14 protein-coding genes are annotated in these 20,456 nt (G+C 43.5%); 12 read left to right on the top strand and 2 right to left on the bottom strand.

Annotation, left to right across the window (positions count from 1 at the left end):
• The first annotated feature begins 6 nt into the window (after positions 1 to 6).
• The 8 genes from argB to MKY19_RS28030 all read left to right on the top strand — a co-directional run bounded on the left by argB (position 7) and on the right by MKY19_RS28030 (position 9,748).
• Positions 7 to 837, top strand: coding sequence for an acetylglutamate kinase (gene argB / locus MKY19_RS28065; RefSeq protein ID WP_339799060.1), 831 nt, complete (start codon positions 7 to 9; stop codon positions 835 to 837).
• A 70-nt stretch (positions 838 to 907) separates the two neighbouring features.
• On the top strand, positions 908 to 2,194 hold the full coding sequence (locus tag MKY19_RS28060; protein ID WP_339799057.1) for an acetylornithine transaminase: 1,287 nt from the start codon (positions 908 to 910) through the stop codon (positions 2,192 to 2,194).
• Positions 2,191 to 3,159: an ornithine carbamoyltransferase gene (gene argF / locus MKY19_RS28055; protein WP_339799054.1), complete on the top strand. Its 969-nt coding sequence runs from the start codon at positions 2,191 to 2,193 to the stop codon at positions 3,157 to 3,159. Before MKY19_RS28060 ends, argF begins: the two co-directional genes overlap by 4 nt.
• Before the next feature lie 311 nt (positions 3,160 to 3,470).
• Positions 3,471 to 4,706 (top strand): argininosuccinate synthase, encoded by a 1,236-nt coding sequence (locus MKY19_RS28050; protein ID WP_076297891.1) that lies wholly within the window; start codon positions 3,471 to 3,473, stop codon positions 4,704 to 4,706.
• Between the two features lie 94 nt (positions 4,707 to 4,800).
• Positions 4,801 to 6,216, top strand: coding sequence for an argininosuccinate lyase (argH, locus tag MKY19_RS28045; RefSeq protein WP_339799051.1), 1,416 nt, complete (start codon positions 4,801 to 4,803; stop codon positions 6,214 to 6,216).
• 146 nt (positions 6,217 to 6,362) lie between these two features.
• Positions 6,363 to 7,562: a phosphoenolpyruvate hydrolase family protein gene (locus tag MKY19_RS28040; RefSeq protein ID WP_339799048.1), complete on the top strand. Its 1,200-nt coding sequence runs from the start codon at positions 6,363 to 6,365 to the stop codon at positions 7,560 to 7,562.
• 99 nt (positions 7,563 to 7,661) lie between these two features.
• Positions 7,662 to 8,870, top strand: coding sequence for a Tm-1-like ATP-binding domain-containing protein (locus MKY19_RS28035; RefSeq protein WP_042131317.1), 1,209 nt, complete (start codon positions 7,662 to 7,664; stop codon positions 8,868 to 8,870).
• A gap of 41 nt (positions 8,871 to 8,911) precedes the next feature.
• Positions 8,912 to 9,748 carry a phosphoenolpyruvate hydrolase family protein gene (locus tag MKY19_RS28030; protein WP_042192344.1) on the top strand — a complete coding sequence of 279 codons (837 nt, stop codon included), beginning with the start codon at positions 8,912 to 8,914 and terminating at the stop codon, positions 9,746 to 9,748.
• A gap of 137 nt (positions 9,749 to 9,885) precedes the next feature.
• On the opposite strand, the gene MKY19_RS28025 is transcribed toward MKY19_RS28030, so the two are convergent.
• Positions 9,886 to 10,674, bottom strand: coding sequence for an alpha/beta hydrolase family protein (locus MKY19_RS28025; RefSeq protein WP_339799045.1), 789 nt, complete (start codon positions 10,672 to 10,674; stop codon positions 9,886 to 9,888).
• Between the two features lie 187 nt (positions 10,675 to 10,861).
• On the opposite strand from MKY19_RS28025, the gene MKY19_RS28020 reads away from it, so the two are divergent.
• Genes MKY19_RS28020 through MKY19_RS28010 form a run of 3 tightly spaced genes read left to right on the top strand, consistent with a single transcriptional unit; the run spans position 10,862 to position 13,747 of the window.
• The gene (locus tag MKY19_RS28020) at positions 10,862 to 11,413 is read left to right on the top strand and encodes a type II secretion system protein (protein ID WP_339799042.1); all 552 of its coding nucleotides are present in this window, start codon (positions 10,862 to 10,864) and stop codon (positions 11,411 to 11,413) included.
• Positions 11,397 to 11,933 (top strand): prepilin-type N-terminal cleavage/methylation domain-containing protein, encoded by a 537-nt coding sequence (locus MKY19_RS28015; protein WP_339267514.1) that lies wholly within the window; start codon positions 11,397 to 11,399, stop codon positions 11,931 to 11,933. Before MKY19_RS28020 ends, MKY19_RS28015 begins: the two co-directional genes overlap by 17 nt.
• A gap of 14 nt (positions 11,934 to 11,947) precedes the next feature.
• The gene (locus MKY19_RS28010) at positions 11,948 to 13,747 is read left to right on the top strand and encodes a hypothetical protein (protein WP_339799039.1); all 1,800 of its coding nucleotides are present in this window, start codon (positions 11,948 to 11,950) and stop codon (positions 13,745 to 13,747) included.
• 86 nt (positions 13,748 to 13,833) lie between these two features.
• Here MKY19_RS28010 and MKY19_RS28005 read toward each other — a convergent pair whose 3' ends face one another.
• Positions 13,834 to 18,414, bottom strand: coding sequence for a DUF5057 domain-containing protein (locus tag MKY19_RS28005; RefSeq protein ID WP_339799036.1), 4,581 nt, complete (start codon positions 18,412 to 18,414; stop codon positions 13,834 to 13,836).
• 375 nt (positions 18,415 to 18,789) lie between these two features.
• On the opposite strand from MKY19_RS28005, the gene MKY19_RS28000 reads away from it, so the two are divergent.
• A complete protein-coding gene (locus tag MKY19_RS28000; RefSeq protein ID WP_149645302.1) occupies positions 18,790 to 20,454 on the top strand; it encodes an ATPase, T2SS/T4P/T4SS family in 1,665 nt (554 codons plus the stop codon).
• The last annotated feature ends 2 nt before the right edge of the window (positions 20,455 to 20,456 follow it).

Genomic DNA, 20,456 nt, shown 5'->3' with positions numbered 1-20,456 from the left:
GAACATATGACGCTAAATAGCGAGCTTGAACTTATAGATGCATTAGATGGTAGTGGATTGTTTGTGATGAAATGCGGCGGCAGTACGCTGGCTGCTCTTCCTGATTCTTTTTTCGAAGATTTACGAGATTTGCAGCAGGAAGGCATTCAGCCTGTAATTGTTCATGGAGGAGGGCCAGCCATTTCAGAGAATCTAGCAAAGCTAGGCATTGAAAGCAGCTTCGTGAACGGTCTGCGAGTAACCACCGAGGCAGTACTAGACGTCGTAGAGATGACGCTGGCAGGGAGTATCAACAAGGCGATTGTAAGGCGAATTCAAGGAAGTGGCGGTCTAGCTCTAGGGCTATCCGGCATCGATGGAAATATGATTACTGCTAGACCCGTAGCTAATAGCGCTGAAGTAGGGTTGGTAGGAGAAGTAACGGAAGTAAAAGCTGATATCGTAAAAGGGATTATAGGTATGGGATATATTCCTGTCATTGCACCTATTGGTGTAGATGCTGCAGGTCAGCGCTACAATATTAACGCAGATACAGCAGCAGGGGCAGTCGCTTCTTATGTAGAGTCTCCCCAAATGATCGTAGTTACAGATGTGCCTGGCATTATGAGTACGGTGGAGGGGCGAAAGGTTGTGCTTCCATCCGTTACCGTACAGGAAATCGAAGCTTTAATTGAAAGTGGAGAAATCTACGGTGGCATGATCCCAAAAGTACGGGCAGCTATCGATTGCATTCAAGGCAGCGTTTCAGAGGTTATCATTGTGGATGGAAAAGAACCGCGGGTGCTTAGCCGAGTACTGCAAGGTGAAGCGATAGGCACACGTATTATTCGTTCGTAGAATCATAGATGAATATCATTTAGAGGTGCAGCCTGGTACACAGGAGCACAAGATGGGAGAGTGACTTAGAATGAGCAAGCTTACACAAGCTGAATTGGATTCGCAAGCAGAGGCACAGCAGACCGATACATTAGGATCAGGTACACCGGATGTTGCAGCAGGCAAGCTGAGCGCGGTATTCCCTTCTTACGCCAGATATGATCTCAGCTTAGTTAAAGGCAAAGGCACCTGGGTATGGGATGATAAGGGCAATAAGTATCTTGATTTCACAAGTGGATTAGCTGTGACCAGTCTAGGTCATGCTCCTGAAAAAGTCGGTGCGAAGCTGAAGGAACAGATCGATACGCTCTGGCATGTCTCGAACCTGTTCCATATTCCTGGACAGGACAAAGTTGCAAACCTTTTGACAGAGAATAGCTGCGCTGATCAAGTGTTTTTCTGCAATAGTGGGGCAGAAGCGAATGAGGCTGCTATTAAGCTGGCTCGTCGTTACCACCAGAAGATTAAAGGTGTAGATCGTTATGAGGTCATCACATTTGAACAATCCTTCCATGGACGTACATTAGCCACACTAACAGCTACAGGTCAGCAAAAGGTAAAAGAAGGATTCCTGCCGCTTCCAGCAGGCTTCAAGACTGTACCCTTGCATGATCTCCCGGCGTTAGAAGCTGCTATCGGGGATCATACAGCTGCTATCATGCTGGAGATGGTGCTTGCAGAGGGTGGCGTGCTAGAGGTAGAACCAGAGTTCTTGAATGCTGTAGTGGCACTGTGCAAGAAACACGGATTGCTTCTGATTGTAGATGAGGTACAGACAGGTATGGGACGTACAGGCAAGTTATTCGCTCATCAGCATTATGGAATTGAACCAGATATTTTCACTTTGGCTAAAGGGATTGCTAGTGGGTTCCCAGCGGGCTTAATGCTTGGCAAAGGGTATTTGCGTGAAGCATTCTCACCTGGCAGCCATGCGTCCACCTTCGGAGGAACACCGCTTGCAACTGCGGTTATGGCAGCGACGATTGAGACAATGTTGGAGGATGAGCTTCCTCAACGCGCTGAAGAAATGGGTAAGTACCTGACAGGTCTTTTGAAAGAGAAGCTGGCGGATAGTTCTTTTGTGAAGGATATCCGTGGTAAAGGACTGTTAATCGGGATTGAATGTCAATCACCAGTGGGCGATATTGTTTTGGCTGGACAAAAGAAAGGTCTGTTGTTCGTGACAGCAGGTCCTAATGTCCTTCGCTTACTGCCTAATCTATATGTAAGTAAAGAGGAGATCGACCAAGCGGTGGACATCGTCTCCGAACTCATTCATACTTATGCTAAACAAGCAAACGGGGAGGTAAGCTCATGAGTCAGGGCGTACAGAGTAACAAGCACACCATTGCGCAGCAACTGAAAGGCCGTGATTTACTGGAGCTGAACGATTACAGCCCGGAGGAAATTACGTATCTGATTGATTCGGCGATTGAGCTGAAGAAGAAGCAGAAAAATGGCGAAGAATTTCAGCCGCTGAAGGGGAAAACGATTGGTCTTATTTTTGAAAAATCCTCTACTCGTACGCGCGTATCGTTTGAAGTTGGAATGTATCAGCTGGGAGGGCATGCCCTTTTCTTGAGCAAAAATGACATTCAGCTTGGACGCGGTGAAACGGTTGGCGATACAGCACAAGTAATGTCACGTTACCTCGACGGAATTATGATCCGTACCTTCGGCCATGACAAAGTAGAGGATCTGGCCCGTTATGCTTCTATTCCAGTAATCAACGGTCTGAGCGACCTGGCACATCCTTGCCAAGTGCTGGCGGATTACCAAACGATTTATGAGTACAAAGGAAAGCTCAAAGGCCTGAAGCTGGCTTACATCGGCGATGGCAACAATATGGCTCATTCCTTAATGATTGGCGGAGCTAAGCTGGGCGTGGACGTATCTATTGCCGGACCGGAAGGTTATGAGCCGGATGCAGCGGTTGTCGCAGAAGCCCGTGAGATCGCTAAAGAAACCGGAGCAAAGATTGTGGTCACTCGCAGCCCGCAAGAAGCTGTACAAGACGCTGACGTCATCTACACCGATGTGTGGGCGAGCATGGGCTTCGAAGAGGAGCAAAAGGCGCGTGAAGCGGCATTCAAGGACTATCAGGTCAATGAGGAGCTTGTAAAAGGCGCGAAGAGCGATTATCTCTTCCTGCACTGCCTGCCAGCCCACCGTGAGGAAGAGGTCAGCACAGGCGTGATTGACGGCCCTAACTCGGTCATCTTTGATCAGGCTGAGAACCGCCTGCATGCACAAAAAGCTTTAATGGCTGCCCTGATGAGTTAAGCAATCATAGATAATTAGGATTGAACTTATATTGGTCTAAGATTATATAAAATACTATATAAGATGAACTTAATAAGTAGCGTTGGAATTCCGGTGCGGAGCAACGAAGTGAAAGTTTGGAACTGTAGGAGCGTTAGCGTTCGCCTTTATAATCAGATTTCATCTGCGAAGGCAGACTGAAATCATAGAAATCTGATTATAACAGCGACCGGAAGTCCAAACATTTCACGCAGTTGCGCCTTATTACCGGAGTTCTATAAGCGCATTTTAGCGAATCTTATACCCCCCACACGAAAGGAAGTTGCCACACCATGGCTAAAGAAAAAATTGTACTCGCCTATTCCGGCGGACTAGATACATCCGTTATTTTGAAATGGCTTAAAGAAACTTATGATGCTGAGATCATTGCGTTTACAGCCGATATCGGCCAAAAAGAGGAGCTCGACGGTTTGGAGGAAAAAGCACTAGCAACCGGCGCTTCGAAAGTATACATCGACGACCTGCGCGATGAATTCGCTAGCGATTTCATCTACCCTATGTTCCAATCCGGCGCGCTTTACGAAGGCCAATATTTGCTTGGAACTAGTATTGCTCGTCCGCTGATCGCTAAGCGCATGGTGGATATCGCCATCGCTGAAGGTGCTACGGCTATCGCACACGGTGCGACAGGTAAAGGGAATGACCAAGTGCGTTTCGAGCTTGGTGTAGCTGCATTAGCTCCGAACATCAAGGTGATTGCACCTTGGCGTCTGGAAGAGTTCCGCAATCAATTTCCAGGCCGTGCGGAAATGATCGCTTATGCGGAAGCTAATGATATTCCGGTACAAGCCTCTGCGGCGAAGCCGTATTCGATGGACCGTAACCTGCTGCACATCAGCTATGAGAGCGGCGTATTGGAAGATCCTTGGTTCGATCCAAGTGCACCTGAGAACAAAGGAATGTTCCTACTGAGCAACGCTCCAGAGGATGCTCCGGATGAAGCGGAATATTTGGAACTCGATTTCGTTAAGGGAGACTGCGTAGCGCTGAATGGTGAGTCCTTAACCCCACTTCAAGTGATGGAGAAATTGAACGAGCTAGGCGGTAAACACGGTATCGGACGTGTGGATATGGTTGAGAACCGTTTTGTCGGCATGAAGAGCCGTGGTGTGTATGAGACTCCGGGTGGAACAATCCTGTTCGTCGCTCATCGCAAAATGGAGTCCATCACGATGGACCGTGAAGTGATGAACCTGCGTGACAGCCTGATCACTCGTTACAGCACTTTGGTGTATAACGGTTTCTGGTTCGCACCAGAGCGTATTGCACTTCAAGCTCTTGTAACACAGAGCCAGCAAAATGTAACGGGCACTGTTCGTCTTAAACTGTACAAAGGCAACATCATCGGCGCTGGAGTGAAGAGCCCAGTCAGCCTGTACAACCCTGAAATTGCAACGATGGAAGCTGATCCTACACAAGCTTATGATCAAGGGGATGCAACTGGTTTTATCCACTTGAACGCATTGCGCCTAAAGGTTTCTACAGGTGTAAATGGAGCTTCGAAATAGAACGATAACATAAACTTAAACGGGCAACCCCGAAGGCCGTTCCTCCCGTCAGGATAGGAGCGGCCCTCTGGCGTCCAAGAGGAGGAAACTACAGGTGAGCAAGCTTTGGGGCGGACGGTTTACTAAAGGAACAAACAAGCTGGTGGAGGAATATACGGCTTCCATTGGATTTGATAAGGCTTTGGCCAAAGAAGATGTACAAGGCAGTCTGGCGCATGTCACAATGCTGGGCAAATGTGGAATCCTTCCACAAGAAGATGTGGAGACCATTAAGCAAGGTCTGAACAAAGTATTGGACAAGGTTAACGCTGGAGAGGTTGTTTTCTCCGTAGCGGATGAAGACATCCATATGAATATTGAAAAACATCTGATCGAGGAAATTGGTCCGGTTGGGGGTAAACTGCACACAGGACGCAGCCGTAACGATCAAGTGGCAACGGACATGCACCTTTACTTACGGGGGCGTGTAGTTGAGCTAGTTAGCTTGCTGCATGAATTGCAGGAAGCTTTGATCGAGCAGGCCAAAGATAATGTGGAGACGATCATCCCTGGTTATACGCATTTGCAACGGGCACAACCGATCCTGTTTGCTCACCACTTGTTGGCTTACGTCTCCATGTTCCGCCGCGATGCGGAACGTCTGACGGACAGCTACAAACGGATCAACGTTCTGCCACTCGGAGCAGGAGCGCTTGCGGGAACAACCTTCCCGATCGACCGCCATTTTGTGGCCGAGCAATTGGGCTTTGACAGTGTTTACGAGAACAGTCTGGATGCTGTCAGCGACCGCGATTTCATCGTGGAGTTCTTGGCGAATGCAGCGCTTGTTATGACACATCTATCCAGACTCAGTGAGGAATTGGTACTGTGGAGCAGCACAGAGTTTAGTTTCGTGGAGCTGGATGATGCTTTCTGCACAGGCAGCAGCATTATGCCTCAGAAGAAGAACCCGGACGTACCAGAACTGGTACGGGGCAAAACAGGCCGCGTTTACGGCAACCTGATTGGCTTGCTGACCGTACTGAAATCTCTGCCACTCGCCTACAACAAGGATATGCAGGAAGACAAAGAAGGCATGTTCGATACAGTTACTACACTGACTGGTGCACTGCAATTGTTCGCGCCGATGATCTCCACCATGAAGGTGAACAAGGGACGTATGCGTGAAGCCGTGAACACGGACTTCTCGAATGCAACCGATATCGCCGACTTCTTGGTAGGCAAAGGTCTTCCTTTCCGCCAAGCACATGAAGTAATCGGAAAAACAGTGCTCTACTGCATTAACGAAGGCAAGTTCCTGCTGGATCTGACGCTGGAAGAGTTCAAGCAATTCTCACCGCTGTTCGACGAGAATATCTATGCTGTTCTTCAACCGGAAGCTGTGGTTAACGCTCGTAACGTTTATGGCGGCACAGCCACCGTTCAGGTGAAAGCTGCAATCGAACGCGCGGAGCAAGCACTGCACGAAGCTAATGAATGGGTTGTACAACACGGTGACGCTATATTGTAAACCGTATTAATACCAAATCTTGCCTCAGACTTTTATAGGTCGCAGGCGAGATTTTTTTTATCTAAAGGGGCTCTAATTACAACATAACTGGATTCACAGTGTTCTTTACGGTTATCCTTAGATTAGGGATAGGAGGGTGCGTAAGTATGAGTAGAGAGCAAATCCTAGACGAGCTTAGATCACAATTAGAACTGGGGAATCATATTATTGGAGTAGCCACAGGTGCGGGAATAACGGCAAAGTATGCGAAGCAGGGTGGAGCTGACTTCCTTCTGATGTTAAACTCGGGTAAATTCCGGCAGATGGGGAGGAGCTCTCTTGCTGGGATTTTGCCATTTTGCAATAGTAATGATATGGTGATGGACTTTGCGTCTAGGGAAATCATCCCTTTGGTCAGAGATATTCCTATTATTTTTGGACTCAATGCAACCGATCCGACAAAAGATATGGAGAGCTATATCAGTGAAATAAAGAATAAGGGATTTTCCGGTATTAATAATTACCCCACAGTTGGACTAATAGATGGTCAATTTGGTGAAGCGCTTGAAGAAGAAGGGAATGGTTATCTACTCGAAGTAGAAGCTATAAGAATAGCTCACGAAAAAGATTTGTTTACCATTGCTTTTGTATTTGACGAAATCCAAGCCGCTCAGATGATCGAGGCAGGAGCAGATATTATTTGTGCACATTTAGGCTTAACCGAAGGGGGATTATTAGGAGCTAAAAAAGTATTCTCTCTGGAAGCTGCCAAGGCTAAGGCGGACAAGATTTTTGATACATGCAATGCGCTAAAGCCAGATTTAATTAAATTGGTTTATGGTGGTCCCGTGAAAACGCCAATTGATGTGCAGTATATGTACAGTAATAATCAAAACTTGATGGGGTATATCGGGGGCTCTGCTTTTGAAAGAATCCCATCGGAGAAGTCCATTACGAATATAACCAAAGCTTTTAAAGTGTCGGGGACACTGGATGAAGATGATTTTATGGTCAAAATGTTAGACGGCATCACAAAGCACTATGATTATGTTGAATTTGTAAAAGAATACGTAGCTCAAAATTATATGAATGAGATCTTGTTTGCAGATTTAGCTAAGGTGGCCCATGTATCCCGAAGTTACTTAAGTAGTTTGTTTACCAAAAAAGTAGGCTGCAGCTTTCAAACGTATCTCGTACAATTTCGGATGGATAAGGCAGCGGAAATATTACATAGAGACCCTATCCAGTTATCTGAGCTAGCACCATTAGTTGGGTACCAAGACTATGCGCAGTTTAGCAAAATGTTTAAGAAGTATAAAGGGTTCTCTCCAAAACAATATAAATCTAACATAAACACAAAAACATAAGACATAAAAGCGTTTTCATTGATAAACCAAAGAAGTATGATTAACTCATAAGTTGATCATGCTTTTTTGTTGTAGATATTTGAAGAGGAGGTTGAAGAAATGAAGACGATTGCCATTGCCGGAACTTTTGACACCAAGGGTGAAGAATATCTCTACATTAAAAATTTGCTGGAAAGCTTGGAGCTAGGTACGTTTACGATTCATACGGGTGTGTTTGAACCCACCTTTACACCGGATATCTCTAACCGAGAAGTAGCAGCAGCCGCGGGTGTAAGTATAGATGAGCTCGTTGCCAAGAAAGATAGGGCACTAGCAACAGAATTATTAGCCAAAGGTATGGAAAAATTAGTACCTGAATTATATAAGCAAGGCAAATTTGATGGAATTATCTCCTTTGGGGGCACTGGAGGGACTTCACTTGTAACCCCTGGTATGCGGGCATTGCCTATTGGTGTACCAAAAGTGATGGTTTCGACCGTAGCTTCAGGGAATACTGCTCCATATGTAGGCACTAGTGATATTGTCATGATGCCATCGGTTGTAGATGTTGCTGGACTGAACTCCATTTCAACAAAGATTTTTACCAATGCAGCCTTCGCCATCGCCGGTATGCTTAAATTTGAGAATAAACAAGTGATAGAGAAAAAACCATTAGTAGCTACAACAATGTTTGGGGTAACAACCCCCTGTGTGACGGCGGCCCGTAATTATCTTGAGGCTAGAGGATATGAAGTGCTTGTATTCCATGCAACAGGTGTAGGTGGCCAGTCCATGGAAGCGTTAATCGAGGCTGGTTTTATTGAAGGCGTATTGGATCTGACCACAACAGAGTGGGCGGACGAAATTATTGGTGGTGTGCTAAATGCTGGACCTCATCGGTTAGAAGCTGCTGGAAAACATCATATTCCACAGGTTGTATCGGTAGGCGCGCTTGATATGTGCAACTTTGGCCCTTATGATACGGTACCCGAGAAATTTGCTGGACATAAGTTCTATAAGCATAACCCTACAGTTACTTTGATGAGAACAACAGTAGAAGAAAATGAAGCCATCGGCAAAAAGCTTGTCGAGAAATTAAATATGGCCAAAGAAAAAACGGTATTAATGTTGCCTCTTAAAGGGATATCCGGCATTGATGTTGCAGGGGAAGCTTTTTATGGCGTAGAGGAAGATCAAATGTTATTTGATACCTTGAGAAATGGTGTGAACAGAAATGTTGTCGAGGTTATCGAGATGGATTGTGCCATTAATGATGTAGAGTTTGCAGAAGCAGCAGCTCAGAAGCTAATAGATCTCATGAGCAAATAACACTAACACAGAACATTTTAATAATGATGGAGGCGTTACACATGAACAAAAATACAAGAACAGAAATCATGGCGAAGTTTAGAGAAGAAGTAGCAAATGGAAAGATTCTTTTAGGCGTGGGAGCTGGCACAGGGATTACTGCAAAAAGCAGTGAAGCTGGCGGGGCGGATATGCTGATTGTTTATAATTCAGGAAGATACAGAATGGCAGGTCGTGGATCACTCGCGGGGTTATTATCTTATGGAGATGCCAACCAAATCGTAGTCGAAATGGGCTCTGAGGTTTTACCTGTTGTGAAAAATACTCCCGTATTAGCAGGCGTATGTGGAACGGATCCTTTTAGAGTGATGGAGGTTTATTTAAAACAACTTAAGGAACAAGGTTTCAGTGGCGTACAAAACTTCCCAACAGTTGGTTTGATCGATGGCGTATTCAGACAGAACCTTGAAGAGACAGGGATGGGGTATGGTTTAGAAGTAGATATGATTAGAGCAGCGCATGAATTGGATATGCTCACAACTCCTTACGTATTTGATCCTGAGCAAGCTAAGGCTATGGCAGAAGCAGGAGCAGATATTTTGGTGGCACATATGGGCTTAACTACCAAAGGTACAATTGGAGCTAAAACCGCTCTTACTTTAGATGATTGTGTTGAAAGAATTGAAGCGATTATTAAAGCAGGGAAAGCGGTAAATCCAGATATTATGGTTATTTGCCACGGTGGACCGATTGCTGAGCCAGAGGATGCGGCGTATGTAATTGAACGGACAGAAGGTATAGACGGATTCTTTGGTGCATCGAGTATTGAAAGATTTGCTGCTGAAAAAGGAATCACAGAACAGACTGGATTATTTAAAAAAATCACCAAACAAGCATAATTGCCTTCGGCGTCCTTATAAGGACGCCGAAGGCAATTAAGCGAGAAATAAAATAACCCTCCGGAGAGGGCAATCTGAGTAGTATAGAATAAGGTGTAGCTTATAGCTGCACCTTTTTTGTTGTCTATTAGAAGAAGCTAATTATTACTCAATGGCAGCCAAGCCAATATATCGCGTATTTTGGCATCCCAATAGCCCCATTCATGTGTGCCTGGACCTTCTTCATAGGTTAAAGAAAGTGAGGTTGCTCGGCAGGCATCGCGGAAGCTCAAGTTATCGGTGTATAGGAAATCTTCTGTGCCACAGCATTGATACAGCGCTGGTTTTGGTCCGGTGGAGCGGTTCACTTCCTCAAGCAGCCAAAGAAGGTCATCGGGCGTTCCGGCGATATCTTCTGTTCCGAAGATCATTTCGTATTCTTTGCTTTTGACGGTAGGATCTTCCGCGTTCATAAAATTATGCGCCATATCAAGTGCTCCCGACAAACTCGCTGCTGCTGCAAAAGATTCGGGCTTACGCAGTCCCAGCTTGATCGCCCCGTAACCACCCATCGACAGTCCAGCTACAAAGTTCTCCTCACGTTTATCTGACAGTGGGAAAAACGAGCGTGCCAGCATCGGCAACTCTTCACTAATAAAGGTCCAATAACGGCCGCCAACCGCCATATCCGTATAGAAACTGCGATGCACATTCGGCATAACTACAGCTATTCCCATCTCTGCTACATATCGTTCTATCGAAGTCCGGCGAAGCCAGATCGAATCATCGTCGGACAAACCATGTAGCAAATACAACGTAGGGTGTAGTTCTCCCCTGGTTACGTTGCTCATACCGATTTGTGTGGTTGTTTTTTGCGGCAAAATTACAGTCATTGAGGTATTCAATCCTAGTACTTCCGAATAAAATTTACACTCTATTAAAGCCATTTCATCCATCCCCTCTCTCTCCAAATGATAGCACACAGAAAAAGTGAGAGATATTGTAGAAATATCTGAATTATAAGGATTTTGAGGATTGCTGTACCTAGATATGAGAGAATATAATGGAAGTAGAAAAATAAGGAAAAACGTGCAAATATGAAAGCATTCTCGTAGGCGGGAGGAAGAAAGTAGGATGAAATCAGGCCTAAAGCAGGAAAAAGGATTTACATTGATCGAAGTGCTGGCCGCTATTGTGATCTTATCGATAGTTTCACTGGTACTTACGTCTTACTTTACAAACGCCATGAGTTACTCTAAATCGAATCAAAACAAGACGATTATGATCAATCTGGCGCGGAACGCGCTGTTTTATGTGGAGAAGCAGGATTTTGAGAAGATGAAGGAATACTTTAAATCAGAAGAGAACAATTCGCTAGAAGCATCCAAATGTCAAAAGGTTATTGATGCAGACGATTCTGTGAAATGTGACGACTATAGACAACTCGTTGAAGATACTACCATCTTAAATCAGGTTTTAAACCCTTCAATTAATGGGGTGAACTATCGAATCGATATTGAGTACCAGCGTGAGTTACATAAAGAAATTTTAAGTGATTTGGATAAAAAGGATATGGCAGCATATCTATTGCCGGTATTGGTAAAAGCCAGCAGAGTGGATTCTTCTAATGGACCTCAGACCCAATCTGTTGTGGAGGGATATATTACTGATGAGAAAATTCGTTAAGCTTTTCCGCAGAGAAGGTGGCTTTTCATTAGTAGAGTTGATTGTGGCGTTATCATTATTTACGGTGGTTGCTGGAATTATTTCAGGGATCACGATGTTAGGCTTACGCAGCTATCATAAAATATCAATTGAAAACTCTCTACGGGATGAAGGCGATTTGTTGATGTCATCCATTATTACGGAGTTATATACATTTGCACCCGAGAAAGTTACCTCGGCGATCACCCAAAATGGCGAAGAGACAGATAGCTACATTACATTAGAACGGCAAGACGGTATGAAGTCGCGAATTCAGATTGCCAATGGAGTTCTTACGATAGCTAACCCCGATGTAATTAATCCTCCAGAGGACGCAAGAACTACAATTCATTCCAAGTTAGCAGAAGGATCCAAAATTATTTTAGAGTGTCAGAACGCCGTTCCGTGTGACAGTGGTCTGATATCGATAGATTTATCACTAGTTCAGAGCTACAACGGAAGGGACTACCCATTGGAGTTGAAAAGCAAATTCGGATTCTAGGAGGAGTAGGAGGGATGAGGAATAACGAAAAAGGATCAGCTCTAGTACTAGTTATGTTTGTTGCTCTTCTACTTACAATACTCGGACTAGCTGTGCTCGGGGCGACGGTGGGCGGGGCACAACGAACGGAGACCAGAGAGAATGATGTGCAAAGTTTACACCTGGCGCAGAAGGGGCTGGATGAAGCGGTCGCTTACATACAGACGAAGCTGGATGGACGAAAGGATATTGATCCTGATCATATGGAGGATGAGATTAAAAATATTGTTAATGAGGTGAGCACCAAAATTGTTGGCGTCAGCAATGACGTAAGTACAGAGTTATCTGGAGCTGGCGGTACGATCAAAAGCATCACCTATGAGAAGCAGGATAAGCAAAAATACTATGTCAATATTGAAGCACAAGCCACAGTTAATGGCGTCATCAGACAGCTGAGACAAAAGATTGTCATTGATACCTATCCTGATTTTCTTAAATATGCTTTTGGATCGGAAAAAGTATTAACATTAAACGGCGCGCCTGGTCTCCATGGCAATATATATGCGGGTAAAGAGTTACACATCAGTGATACGGCCGTATATACATACAAGGGAGTGAAAGATCTAAAAGAAAGGACTCAATATCCTAGAGTGGAATTATTGAAAGATCAAACTATAGCCACTTTTACCGAGCCTCAACCTGAAGTGCATGTGCAATCCCTTGAAAGTATCAAATATTCTGGAAATGGAGTTATTGATGCAGCTGTGAATAAGAATAATGCCCCAAGCATTCTTCCTACTATTTTGGGTATTCATGAAGAACAGGTGTTTATCAAACCGCAGAAAAAGTTCATTCAGATCAATGTGTTGGGATCCTTTCTTGATAAAGTGGAGGAAGCGACAGGGTTGACTGGGAAAAAGTCTGAACTTGAGCAAGCTATTAAGGATAATCAACTGGGGAATTATTTAAGCACAACAACATTAGATAGACTACCCGATGAGAATCCACCCTACACTGAGCCAGTACTTAAAGATAATCCAACAGAAGAAGAAAAGGATAATTACAAACTAGAGTACAGCGAATACTTAGAACAATTGAGAATGTATCAGAACTCCTTGTTGGATAAGGATTTGAATAATTCTACGATTTATAACGGTAATCTGCTTATCGATGGAATTGATTACAAACAGTTGAAGTTTAGTGATGAAGCTAAAACAGGTAATCCTTCCAACAAGCCCAAATGGCTTATTGTTAATGGTGATCTGGAGGTAAATAACTATAGCCCAGATATAACTAAATTTTTGGAGATTCAAGCTAATATTCTAGTTACAGGTAATGTTACTATTAAAGGTCAGGTGAAATTCAACTCTACTATGTTTGTTTTAGGGGAAACGAAAGTCGAGGACGCCGTGATCCAAGGCTTAAGTAGTAAGGAGTTAGTCCTTATATCTCAAGGAGATGTGCTCATTAATCGAATTGACACTTTTACGAATCCACCTAAGAAAAAGGATGAGCAGGATTCATTTTATATGAAAGCTTTTTTTTACACGGATAGTGATGCTAACTTGTACGGAGTGGGGTCAATCTTTTGGTTAAACGGAGGTTTTTTCGCTAAAGGGGATCTTACAGTAAACGCAGTACTAGGAGGCGTGACTGAGCCCTTAGATCCGGCACTCGGCTTTACTTTCGAAAATCAGGATACGGATCGATATAATTCGGGTCACCGTTTTAAGATCCAATATAATCAGGATGTTTTTACTCATCAGCAGTCTAGCCTCCCGCGTGTACAGCAGGTGAATGTAACCGTGGGGCCTCTGGAACTTGTAAGTCATTAAGACTAGTTGAAAAAAGGGTATCCTTAAGCGATTGCTTAGGGATACCCTTTTTTTGTTGGATGTTTCTTGTTGTTTAAATGTAAAGTTTAGTAACGATCGTCATTCTGAGGTGCCACAACCTTAACCGTAATATCTGCTTTTACTGTTGTACCTGTGCTTCCGGTATAAGTCACTGTGATGAGTGTGGATCCCTTTTTAACGCCTGTAACAGTTCCCCTGGTATTAATATTGGTTCCATTATTGACGCTGGCAATTGCAGAATTGTCGCTTACCCAACTCAAGTTATCTTTGATTTGATCTATTGAGATGGAGGTTGGGAATGCCCATAAAATATCGGTTAACTGGAAAGTATGGCCTACCTCTAAAGTAATGGACTGATCCCGGAATCTTAATCCAGTTAAATCAACGATTTTAACCATGTGTGTTGAAGTGATTTTTTGGAATGAAACCTTAATCAGCAGTCCTTCTTTAGCGGTATTACCAGCCGTCAATTTAGCGGTTGACCCGTCACTAGAAGGCGTAAGTGTAGCCATCTTGTTATCCGTTGATTGCACGAAATCCCAGATTAGCGTTGATGGATCGGAATCAGCAGGATTCCTAATTGCTTTTAGATCAATTTGCCCCCCTACCATTACCGTTATTGGACCTTCAATCGACAGTGACTTTAGCGGGTTAGTGATTACAATTGTCTTATCTGCAGTGATTGGATTACGATTACTAGAATTTACAGTGAGTTTCACCAAGTAAGTTCCTGACTGTGTAGCACTGAATACCTTTTTGGTATCATCACTTGGGTAGTCTGGATTGGTATTAATGACAGCATTGCTTGCTCCAGAGGCGACATTGGTGACCGACCAGGTATAGGTAATATTGGCCTCTGGTCCTTGATTATTTAGGTTGCCTTGCACATAGATAGCACTTAAAGGAATAGAATCGTTAATTTCACCAGTCCCATCTCCATCAATCGTTAAGGATCGTGGAGTTCGCTCAGCTACCGTTATGGTTGCTGTAGCCTGTTTGCCGCTACCATCTAGTGCAGCCACATGAACAGTTGCTGTGCCTTTGGCGAGGCCTGCGATGTAACCACTGCTTGAATCCAACTGTACATAATTAGTATCGGTAGTTGTCCACAGAAACGCCAGATCAGGGATATCTGAAGGAATGACTGTCGGAATTAAACGCATTCCTTCTCCGACATAGATGGTTCTGCTTTCTAATTGTAGAGCCTTAATTTTATATTCGGCTGTAAAGGTTAAGGTCTCAAACGAAATCGTAGTACGCGATAAATTAGCTGATGAAGGATCTGTTGGTGTTGGGACAGGTAGCGGATAGATCTCCGCTGGTAGGTTACCGGTAAAAGGGAAATGGTATAAAGTGGCACTACTCATATTCATTGAAGCTCCAATGATTGTTCCATACACCTGACCTCCATCAAAGTTAATGTTAGATCGTGGTGCCAGAATGGTTCCGTATACGTCGGCTTGGGAAATCCGCAAAGGCTTGGTGCCTGAGAAATTGAATAGCACACGACTACCGTTATTCCCGAGAGGGAAATGAAGGAATGGTTGGTCTGTACCATCTTCTTTTACGTTGGCAATTATCGTTGATCCTTGCGGAACTTTAAGCTCGGAGCTGTTAAGCGTATTTAATACTGAAGTGGAAATATTAACAATATTGATAGATGAGCTACCTGTTACCGTAAGTTTTCCATATTCATGAGTCGTTGAAGTATTGGAAGGCAGCTTAGCAATAGCATCAGAGAGTCCAAGGAGATAACTCTCATGCTTGTTGAAATTGAGAAGTTCACCGTATGTGATAGTACCATTTTGAATAGAACCAGGTCGTTGGTCTTTAACGGTGCCCTTAACCAATATGTTTCCGTAAACCGTACCTTCAGGAAGAGAAACATCTCCGCCCGTGACAATACCGTATGGAACTTTGTCTTTGAATTGTTCATTTACTGTAATACCAGCGTTGTTGAAGTTGACTGTGCCCCCGGAAGCTAATGGTCCCTTAATAGTTCCTCCACGAAGTGAGGTTGTCTGAAGGATAAATGCGTTGTATTCACCTGTGATTCCCAGAGGTGGTAATGTGGCATGGATATCGACATAACTAAGCTTGGAGTCATTTAAAGTATAGGTTTGGGTCTGAGTCGGTTTAACTGTGATTTGGAACGTTATAGGTTGCTCAGAGTCTGGTTTATAGATTTGGGCGCCGTTCACCGTTTTTAATGAATAGGTTATGTTATTTAGATTGCGTGTCAATCTAAACCCACTGGTTGCATTTCCAGTGACGATCGTACCGGCTGGTAGTTCTCCTGAAATCTCCAGGTTAGGTGGAAGATTCTCGGTGAATACAATATCCGATATTAATTGTGTGTTAGAGGTCTGGTTGACCGTGCCTACTTTATCAAAAGGTACAGATTTTGGGGTGATGGAATAACTAAGAGTGACCGGTTCTCCCTTTTCTACTTTACCATTCACAACATTCTGAGAGAGAGAGCGTGTTACACTCAAATTGGTGTTCGACGGCAGGACATTTACTCTGATAGTTTTACTTGAGAGAGCTCCATTTTGGTCCCATGCGTTAATTTCGATATCGAGTGCGCCCCCATTTGGAAGCGGATTTTTAACCGTTCTATATATACTTTGCCCTGATTTAATGCTCGTTTTACTCATTTCAATGTCGGTAAAATACGTGCTCCCATTTTTAAAGCGAATTTCAGTTGTCAGATCACGATCGTTAAAGTCCAGATCAGTGACTGTATAGTCGACAAGTATTGTGTTTTGATAAGAAGGAATCGATGAGCCATTAGTCGGTGTATGCACCGTAATCTCAGGAGCATGATTCGCACCAATAAAAGCGCGATACATAGTATTAACGAACAATTTTTGTTCCCAAACTGGGAAATTTCTTAGATTGGCGGGAATATCACTTACTCCAAAAAAATGTCCTGTACCCGAGTAGGTAATATTGCCTTTGGAATATGTGTAATATTGATTCCAACTATCCTCGGTATCACGTTGGTATTGATTATATTCACCATTTGGTTTTATCTTCGTACCTGACGCTTCGCTTTGAATGTTATACCATGATACTACTTCGGGATCTTCCAGATTAAGCGTGAAGTACTGGTTATGTGTTGGTGCAATTTGTGGTGTGGAGATATCGATTTGCTGGTTGCTGTCGTCCCGCTTGCTTAGATAAAAAGGATATTGCATCAAAAGCCCGTCATTCACCGGCTTAACCTTGGTGGAAAGATTGATGGCATTATGGCCTAAGTTGGTCTCCGGATTCATCTGACCGGTAATCCCCATGAAATTATTGATCCAGTTCTTTTTATTTGCATCTAAATTAATGATGGTATCGTGAGTGAACAAGGCGCTTTGCTTGAAGGTACCAGTGAATTGTGTAATCGCGTTGGTTGCATTAGTGTTTAAGTTGGATTTCTTATAGTATTCGTCGACAAAACCAAAGATGAGCATGTCATAGGTGCCGTTTAATCCGTAGCTTTGTGTTGCAGCATATTTTTCATTCACATATGTGTTAAATTGGGTCATAGTTTTGACCGCTATATTAAGTTGATAATCGGTTGTATTCAGAAACAGAGGATCCATATTACTAGTGTTCAGGAGGCTGCTTTCCGTTAGAGTGTCAGGCATAACCTGAAGAATATTTACGATGGTCTTCTCTCCGCGATAACGAATTACCCCGCTGTCAAAATCCTTTAATTGCGATTTATGATAATCATTGATTTCTAGCTTCCAATAGAGTAAGCCGGAGTATGTTTTTGGCAAAGTGTATTCGATAGTTCCGCTGGATGTATTAAGCTCTGTTTCAGCAACGACCTGCTTTTCTCCCATTTTGATGGACTTATCAAGACCGATATATAGTTTGACTGAGAGCGGAGAGCTTTGTAAATTAGGTGCGTTAGTGATATTGAAATTAAAAGAAAGCTTCTCCCCAGGAACATAGATTTTGCTGTTAGTTGCATTAGGGTCATAGTTGGGAATTCTGTTCGTAATTTGAAGGCGGGGACGTTGCTTTAGATCATTTATGTACGTAGAGTTTTGTCTTTTTAAATCGGTAAAGATATTTGCGAGTCCAGCATCATCCACAAATTTAACTTTTGGGTTGGATGAGGAAAGACGGTAACTGTTAAAAGAGCTGTACAGTATACCTTGTTCTGCTTGTGGTTTTTTATCTTTGTCATTAAAGGGTTGGCTATGAAAGAAAACATATAATCCTTTATTAATAAATTCCTTCGTAATTTGATCTGCCTTCAGATGAGTGATATCGTTTTTCATATTTTTGGTGTCCAGTGCCTTAGCTCTATTTTCCTCCGAGGCTGGTTGCTGATTACTCACTTGTGCAGGATTGTAAGTCCCCTTCCCGATATAAATTGCATCATATCTTCCATCCAGATCATCCCGCAGCGCCACAAAGCGCTTCATACTCATTGTATCAATGGTAAGGCCAGATATTCCCGTTTTTAGAGACGCAAGCTCACTAACTCCATTCTCCGTAACCTCCAGCATACGAATCTGATAATCATTTGAACTGGCTTCGACATTCGTGAAGTGATTTTTGAGTGGCGGAACAAGCAGAAGGAGAAGCAAGATCGTTACTGTAAAAAGATAGATCCTTTTGTTACTGGCAAATTTCATGTTCATCTCTCCCTGATTGTTAACTATTGGTAGATATGGTCGAATTGTATGTTGTATATGCTAGTTTCCGACAGCTTTTTCAGCTGAATTCGTTGTAAAATTATCCAATCTATGTTATATACATTCTAGGACATTCAGCATTGATAGACAACATAAATCTATTGAAATATACCTATAAATTTATTACTAAAGTCCCAAGTCTATTGAAAAATACGCTAGTTTGACAAAAAAGATGAATCCGTAAATATGGAAAAAATAATGTTCGTATTTTGCAGAAATAGAACTGGTAATTTATCTTTGGTTATTCCTAGTATTATCCATTATTGAGGTCAGTGTAAAAGTATAACCAATAACGGCATACGGAGCTGAACGGACATGGCCATCGCCAAAAAGAGACTTGGAGATTTGCTGGTAGAAAATAATATTATTTCGCAGGAACAACTGCTTGAAGCACTTGCGGAACAGCGTAAAAGCAAGCGTAAGCTTGGCGATCTGCTAATCTCTCAAGGCTATATCACGGAGCAGCAGCTGATTGAAGTGCTTGAATTCCAGCTGGGTATTCCGCATGTCAGTTTATTTAAATACCAGATTGATCCTGCGATCACGCAGATTATTCCTGAAAGTATGGCTAAGCGTTATCAGGTGCTTCCCTTCTTGAAAGAAGGAGGTAAGCTGATGGTTGCGATGGCCGATCCACTGGATTATTTTGCGATAGAAGATTTGCGAATGAGTACTGGCTTCCGGATCGAACCTGCTATTTCTACTAGGGATGAGCTACAGCGAGCGATTGCGCGTCATTATGGGATGCGTGATTCTATGAATCAGATGCTAGTAGAGCTCCCTACACAAGAAGAAATAGAAGAGACAGAGATTACAGATGAGGATTCTCCTATCGTACGTTTGGTCAATCAGATGATTCAGCAGGCTGTTGCTCTGCGGGCATCTGATATACATATGGATCCAGGTGAGAATAATCTAACGATCCGCTACCGTATTGACGGAACCTTACGAACAGAGCGGATTATTCCTAAGCAGATGCAGGGCTTTATCACTGCTCGTCTGAAAATAATGGCCCGACTTAATATCGCAGAACGCCGTTTGCCACAAGACGGGCGAATCAAAATGCAATTTGATTACAAAATGGTAGATATTCGTGTGTCCTCATTACCTACGATGCACGGGGAGAAGATTGTACTGCGGTTGCTAGATTTAAGCACAGGTGTCAAATCTGTAGATGCTCTGGGATTCAGTGAGGGGAATGCGGAAGCTTTTAAGGAAATGATCGCTCGTCCTTATGGAATTCTACTAATCACTGGACCTACAGGTAGTGGAAAAACAACGACTTTATATTCAGCGCTGAATCAACTCAATGTAGAAAGTGCAAATATTATCACGGTTGAAGATCCAGTGGAATACCAGCTTGAGGGTGTAAACCAGGTACACGTAAACTCGGCTATTGGGTTAACCTTTGCGGCGGGATTACGTTCGATTCTCCGACAAGATCCGAATATTGTAATGGTCGGTGAGATACGCGATGCAGAAACTGCTGAAATTGCGGTTCGCGCCTCATTAACGGGTCATCTAGTGTTGTCTACTTTACATACAAACGATGCGATTAGCTCCGTCTCTCGATTGCGAGATATGGGAGTAGAGCCTTATTTAATTGCCTCCTCATTAATTGGTGTGGTAGCGCAGCGGCTCGTTCGCAAAATCTGCACCGACTGCAAAGAAACCTACAAACCGTCTGAGCAGGAAGCGATTATGCTGCGTAGCTTAGGGTTGCCAGCGGATGAACTACATCGTGGTCGAGGTTGCGGTAGCTGTAGCAGTTCTGGTTATCGTGGTCGAATAGCGATTCATGAGGTACTCAGCATTGACGATCATTTGCGGCAGCTTATTACAAACACTGCTTCTGTAGAGGAAATGCGTGTCGCAGGTAAGGCGCGTGGACTTGTTCAACTGATGGATGATGGCTTACTCAAAGTTAGTCAAGGGATTACGACGCTTCAAGAAGTAATGCGCGAGACGGTCTCACATTAGGG

Origin of the sequence: Paenibacillus sp. FSL R5-0744 (assembly GCF_037972555.1) — a bacterium.
Lineage (GTDB): Bacteria > Bacillota > Bacilli > Paenibacillales > Paenibacillaceae > Paenibacillus_AQ.
Note: the sequence above shows the minus strand (reverse complement) of the source record. Positions and strands in the feature narration are given on the sequence as shown.

Excerpts from the sequence above, each read along its gene's own strand:
- argB (WP_339799060.1), top strand. The coding sequence starts at position 7 with ATGACGCTAAATAGCGAGCTTGAACTTATAGATGCATTAGATGGTAGT.
- MKY19_RS28060 (WP_339799057.1), top strand. The coding sequence starts at position 908 with ATGAGCAAGCTTACACAAGCTGAATTGGATTCGCAAGCAGAGGCACAG.
- argF (WP_339799054.1), top strand. The coding sequence starts at position 2,191 with ATGAGTCAGGGCGTACAGAGTAACAAGCACACCATTGCGCAGCAACTG.
- MKY19_RS28050 (WP_076297891.1), top strand. The coding sequence starts at position 3,471 with ATGGCTAAAGAAAAAATTGTACTCGCCTATTCCGGCGGACTAGATACA.
- MKY19_RS28040 (WP_339799048.1), top strand. The coding sequence starts at position 6,363 with ATGAGTAGAGAGCAAATCCTAGACGAGCTTAGATCACAATTAGAACTG.
- MKY19_RS28035 (WP_042131317.1), top strand. The coding sequence starts at position 7,662 with ATGAAGACGATTGCCATTGCCGGAACTTTTGACACCAAGGGTGAAGAA.
- MKY19_RS28030 (WP_042192344.1), top strand. The coding sequence starts at position 8,912 with ATGAACAAAAATACAAGAACAGAAATCATGGCGAAGTTTAGAGAAGAA.
- MKY19_RS28025 (WP_339799045.1), bottom strand. The coding sequence starts at position 10,674 with ATGGCTTTAATAGAGTGTAAATTTTATTCGGAAGTACTAGGATTGAAT.
- MKY19_RS28020 (WP_339799042.1), top strand. The coding sequence starts at position 10,862 with ATGAAATCAGGCCTAAAGCAGGAAAAAGGATTTACATTGATCGAAGTG.
- MKY19_RS28015 (WP_339267514.1), top strand. The coding sequence starts at position 11,397 with ATGAGAAAATTCGTTAAGCTTTTCCGCAGAGAAGGTGGCTTTTCATTA.
- MKY19_RS28010 (WP_339799039.1), top strand. The coding sequence starts at position 11,948 with ATGAGGAATAACGAAAAAGGATCAGCTCTAGTACTAGTTATGTTTGTT.
- MKY19_RS28005 (WP_339799036.1), bottom strand. The coding sequence starts at position 18,414 with ATGAAATTTGCCAGTAACAAAAGGATCTATCTTTTTACAGTAACGATC.
- MKY19_RS28000 (WP_149645302.1), top strand. The coding sequence starts at position 18,790 with ATGGCCATCGCCAAAAAGAGACTTGGAGATTTGCTGGTAGAAAATAAT.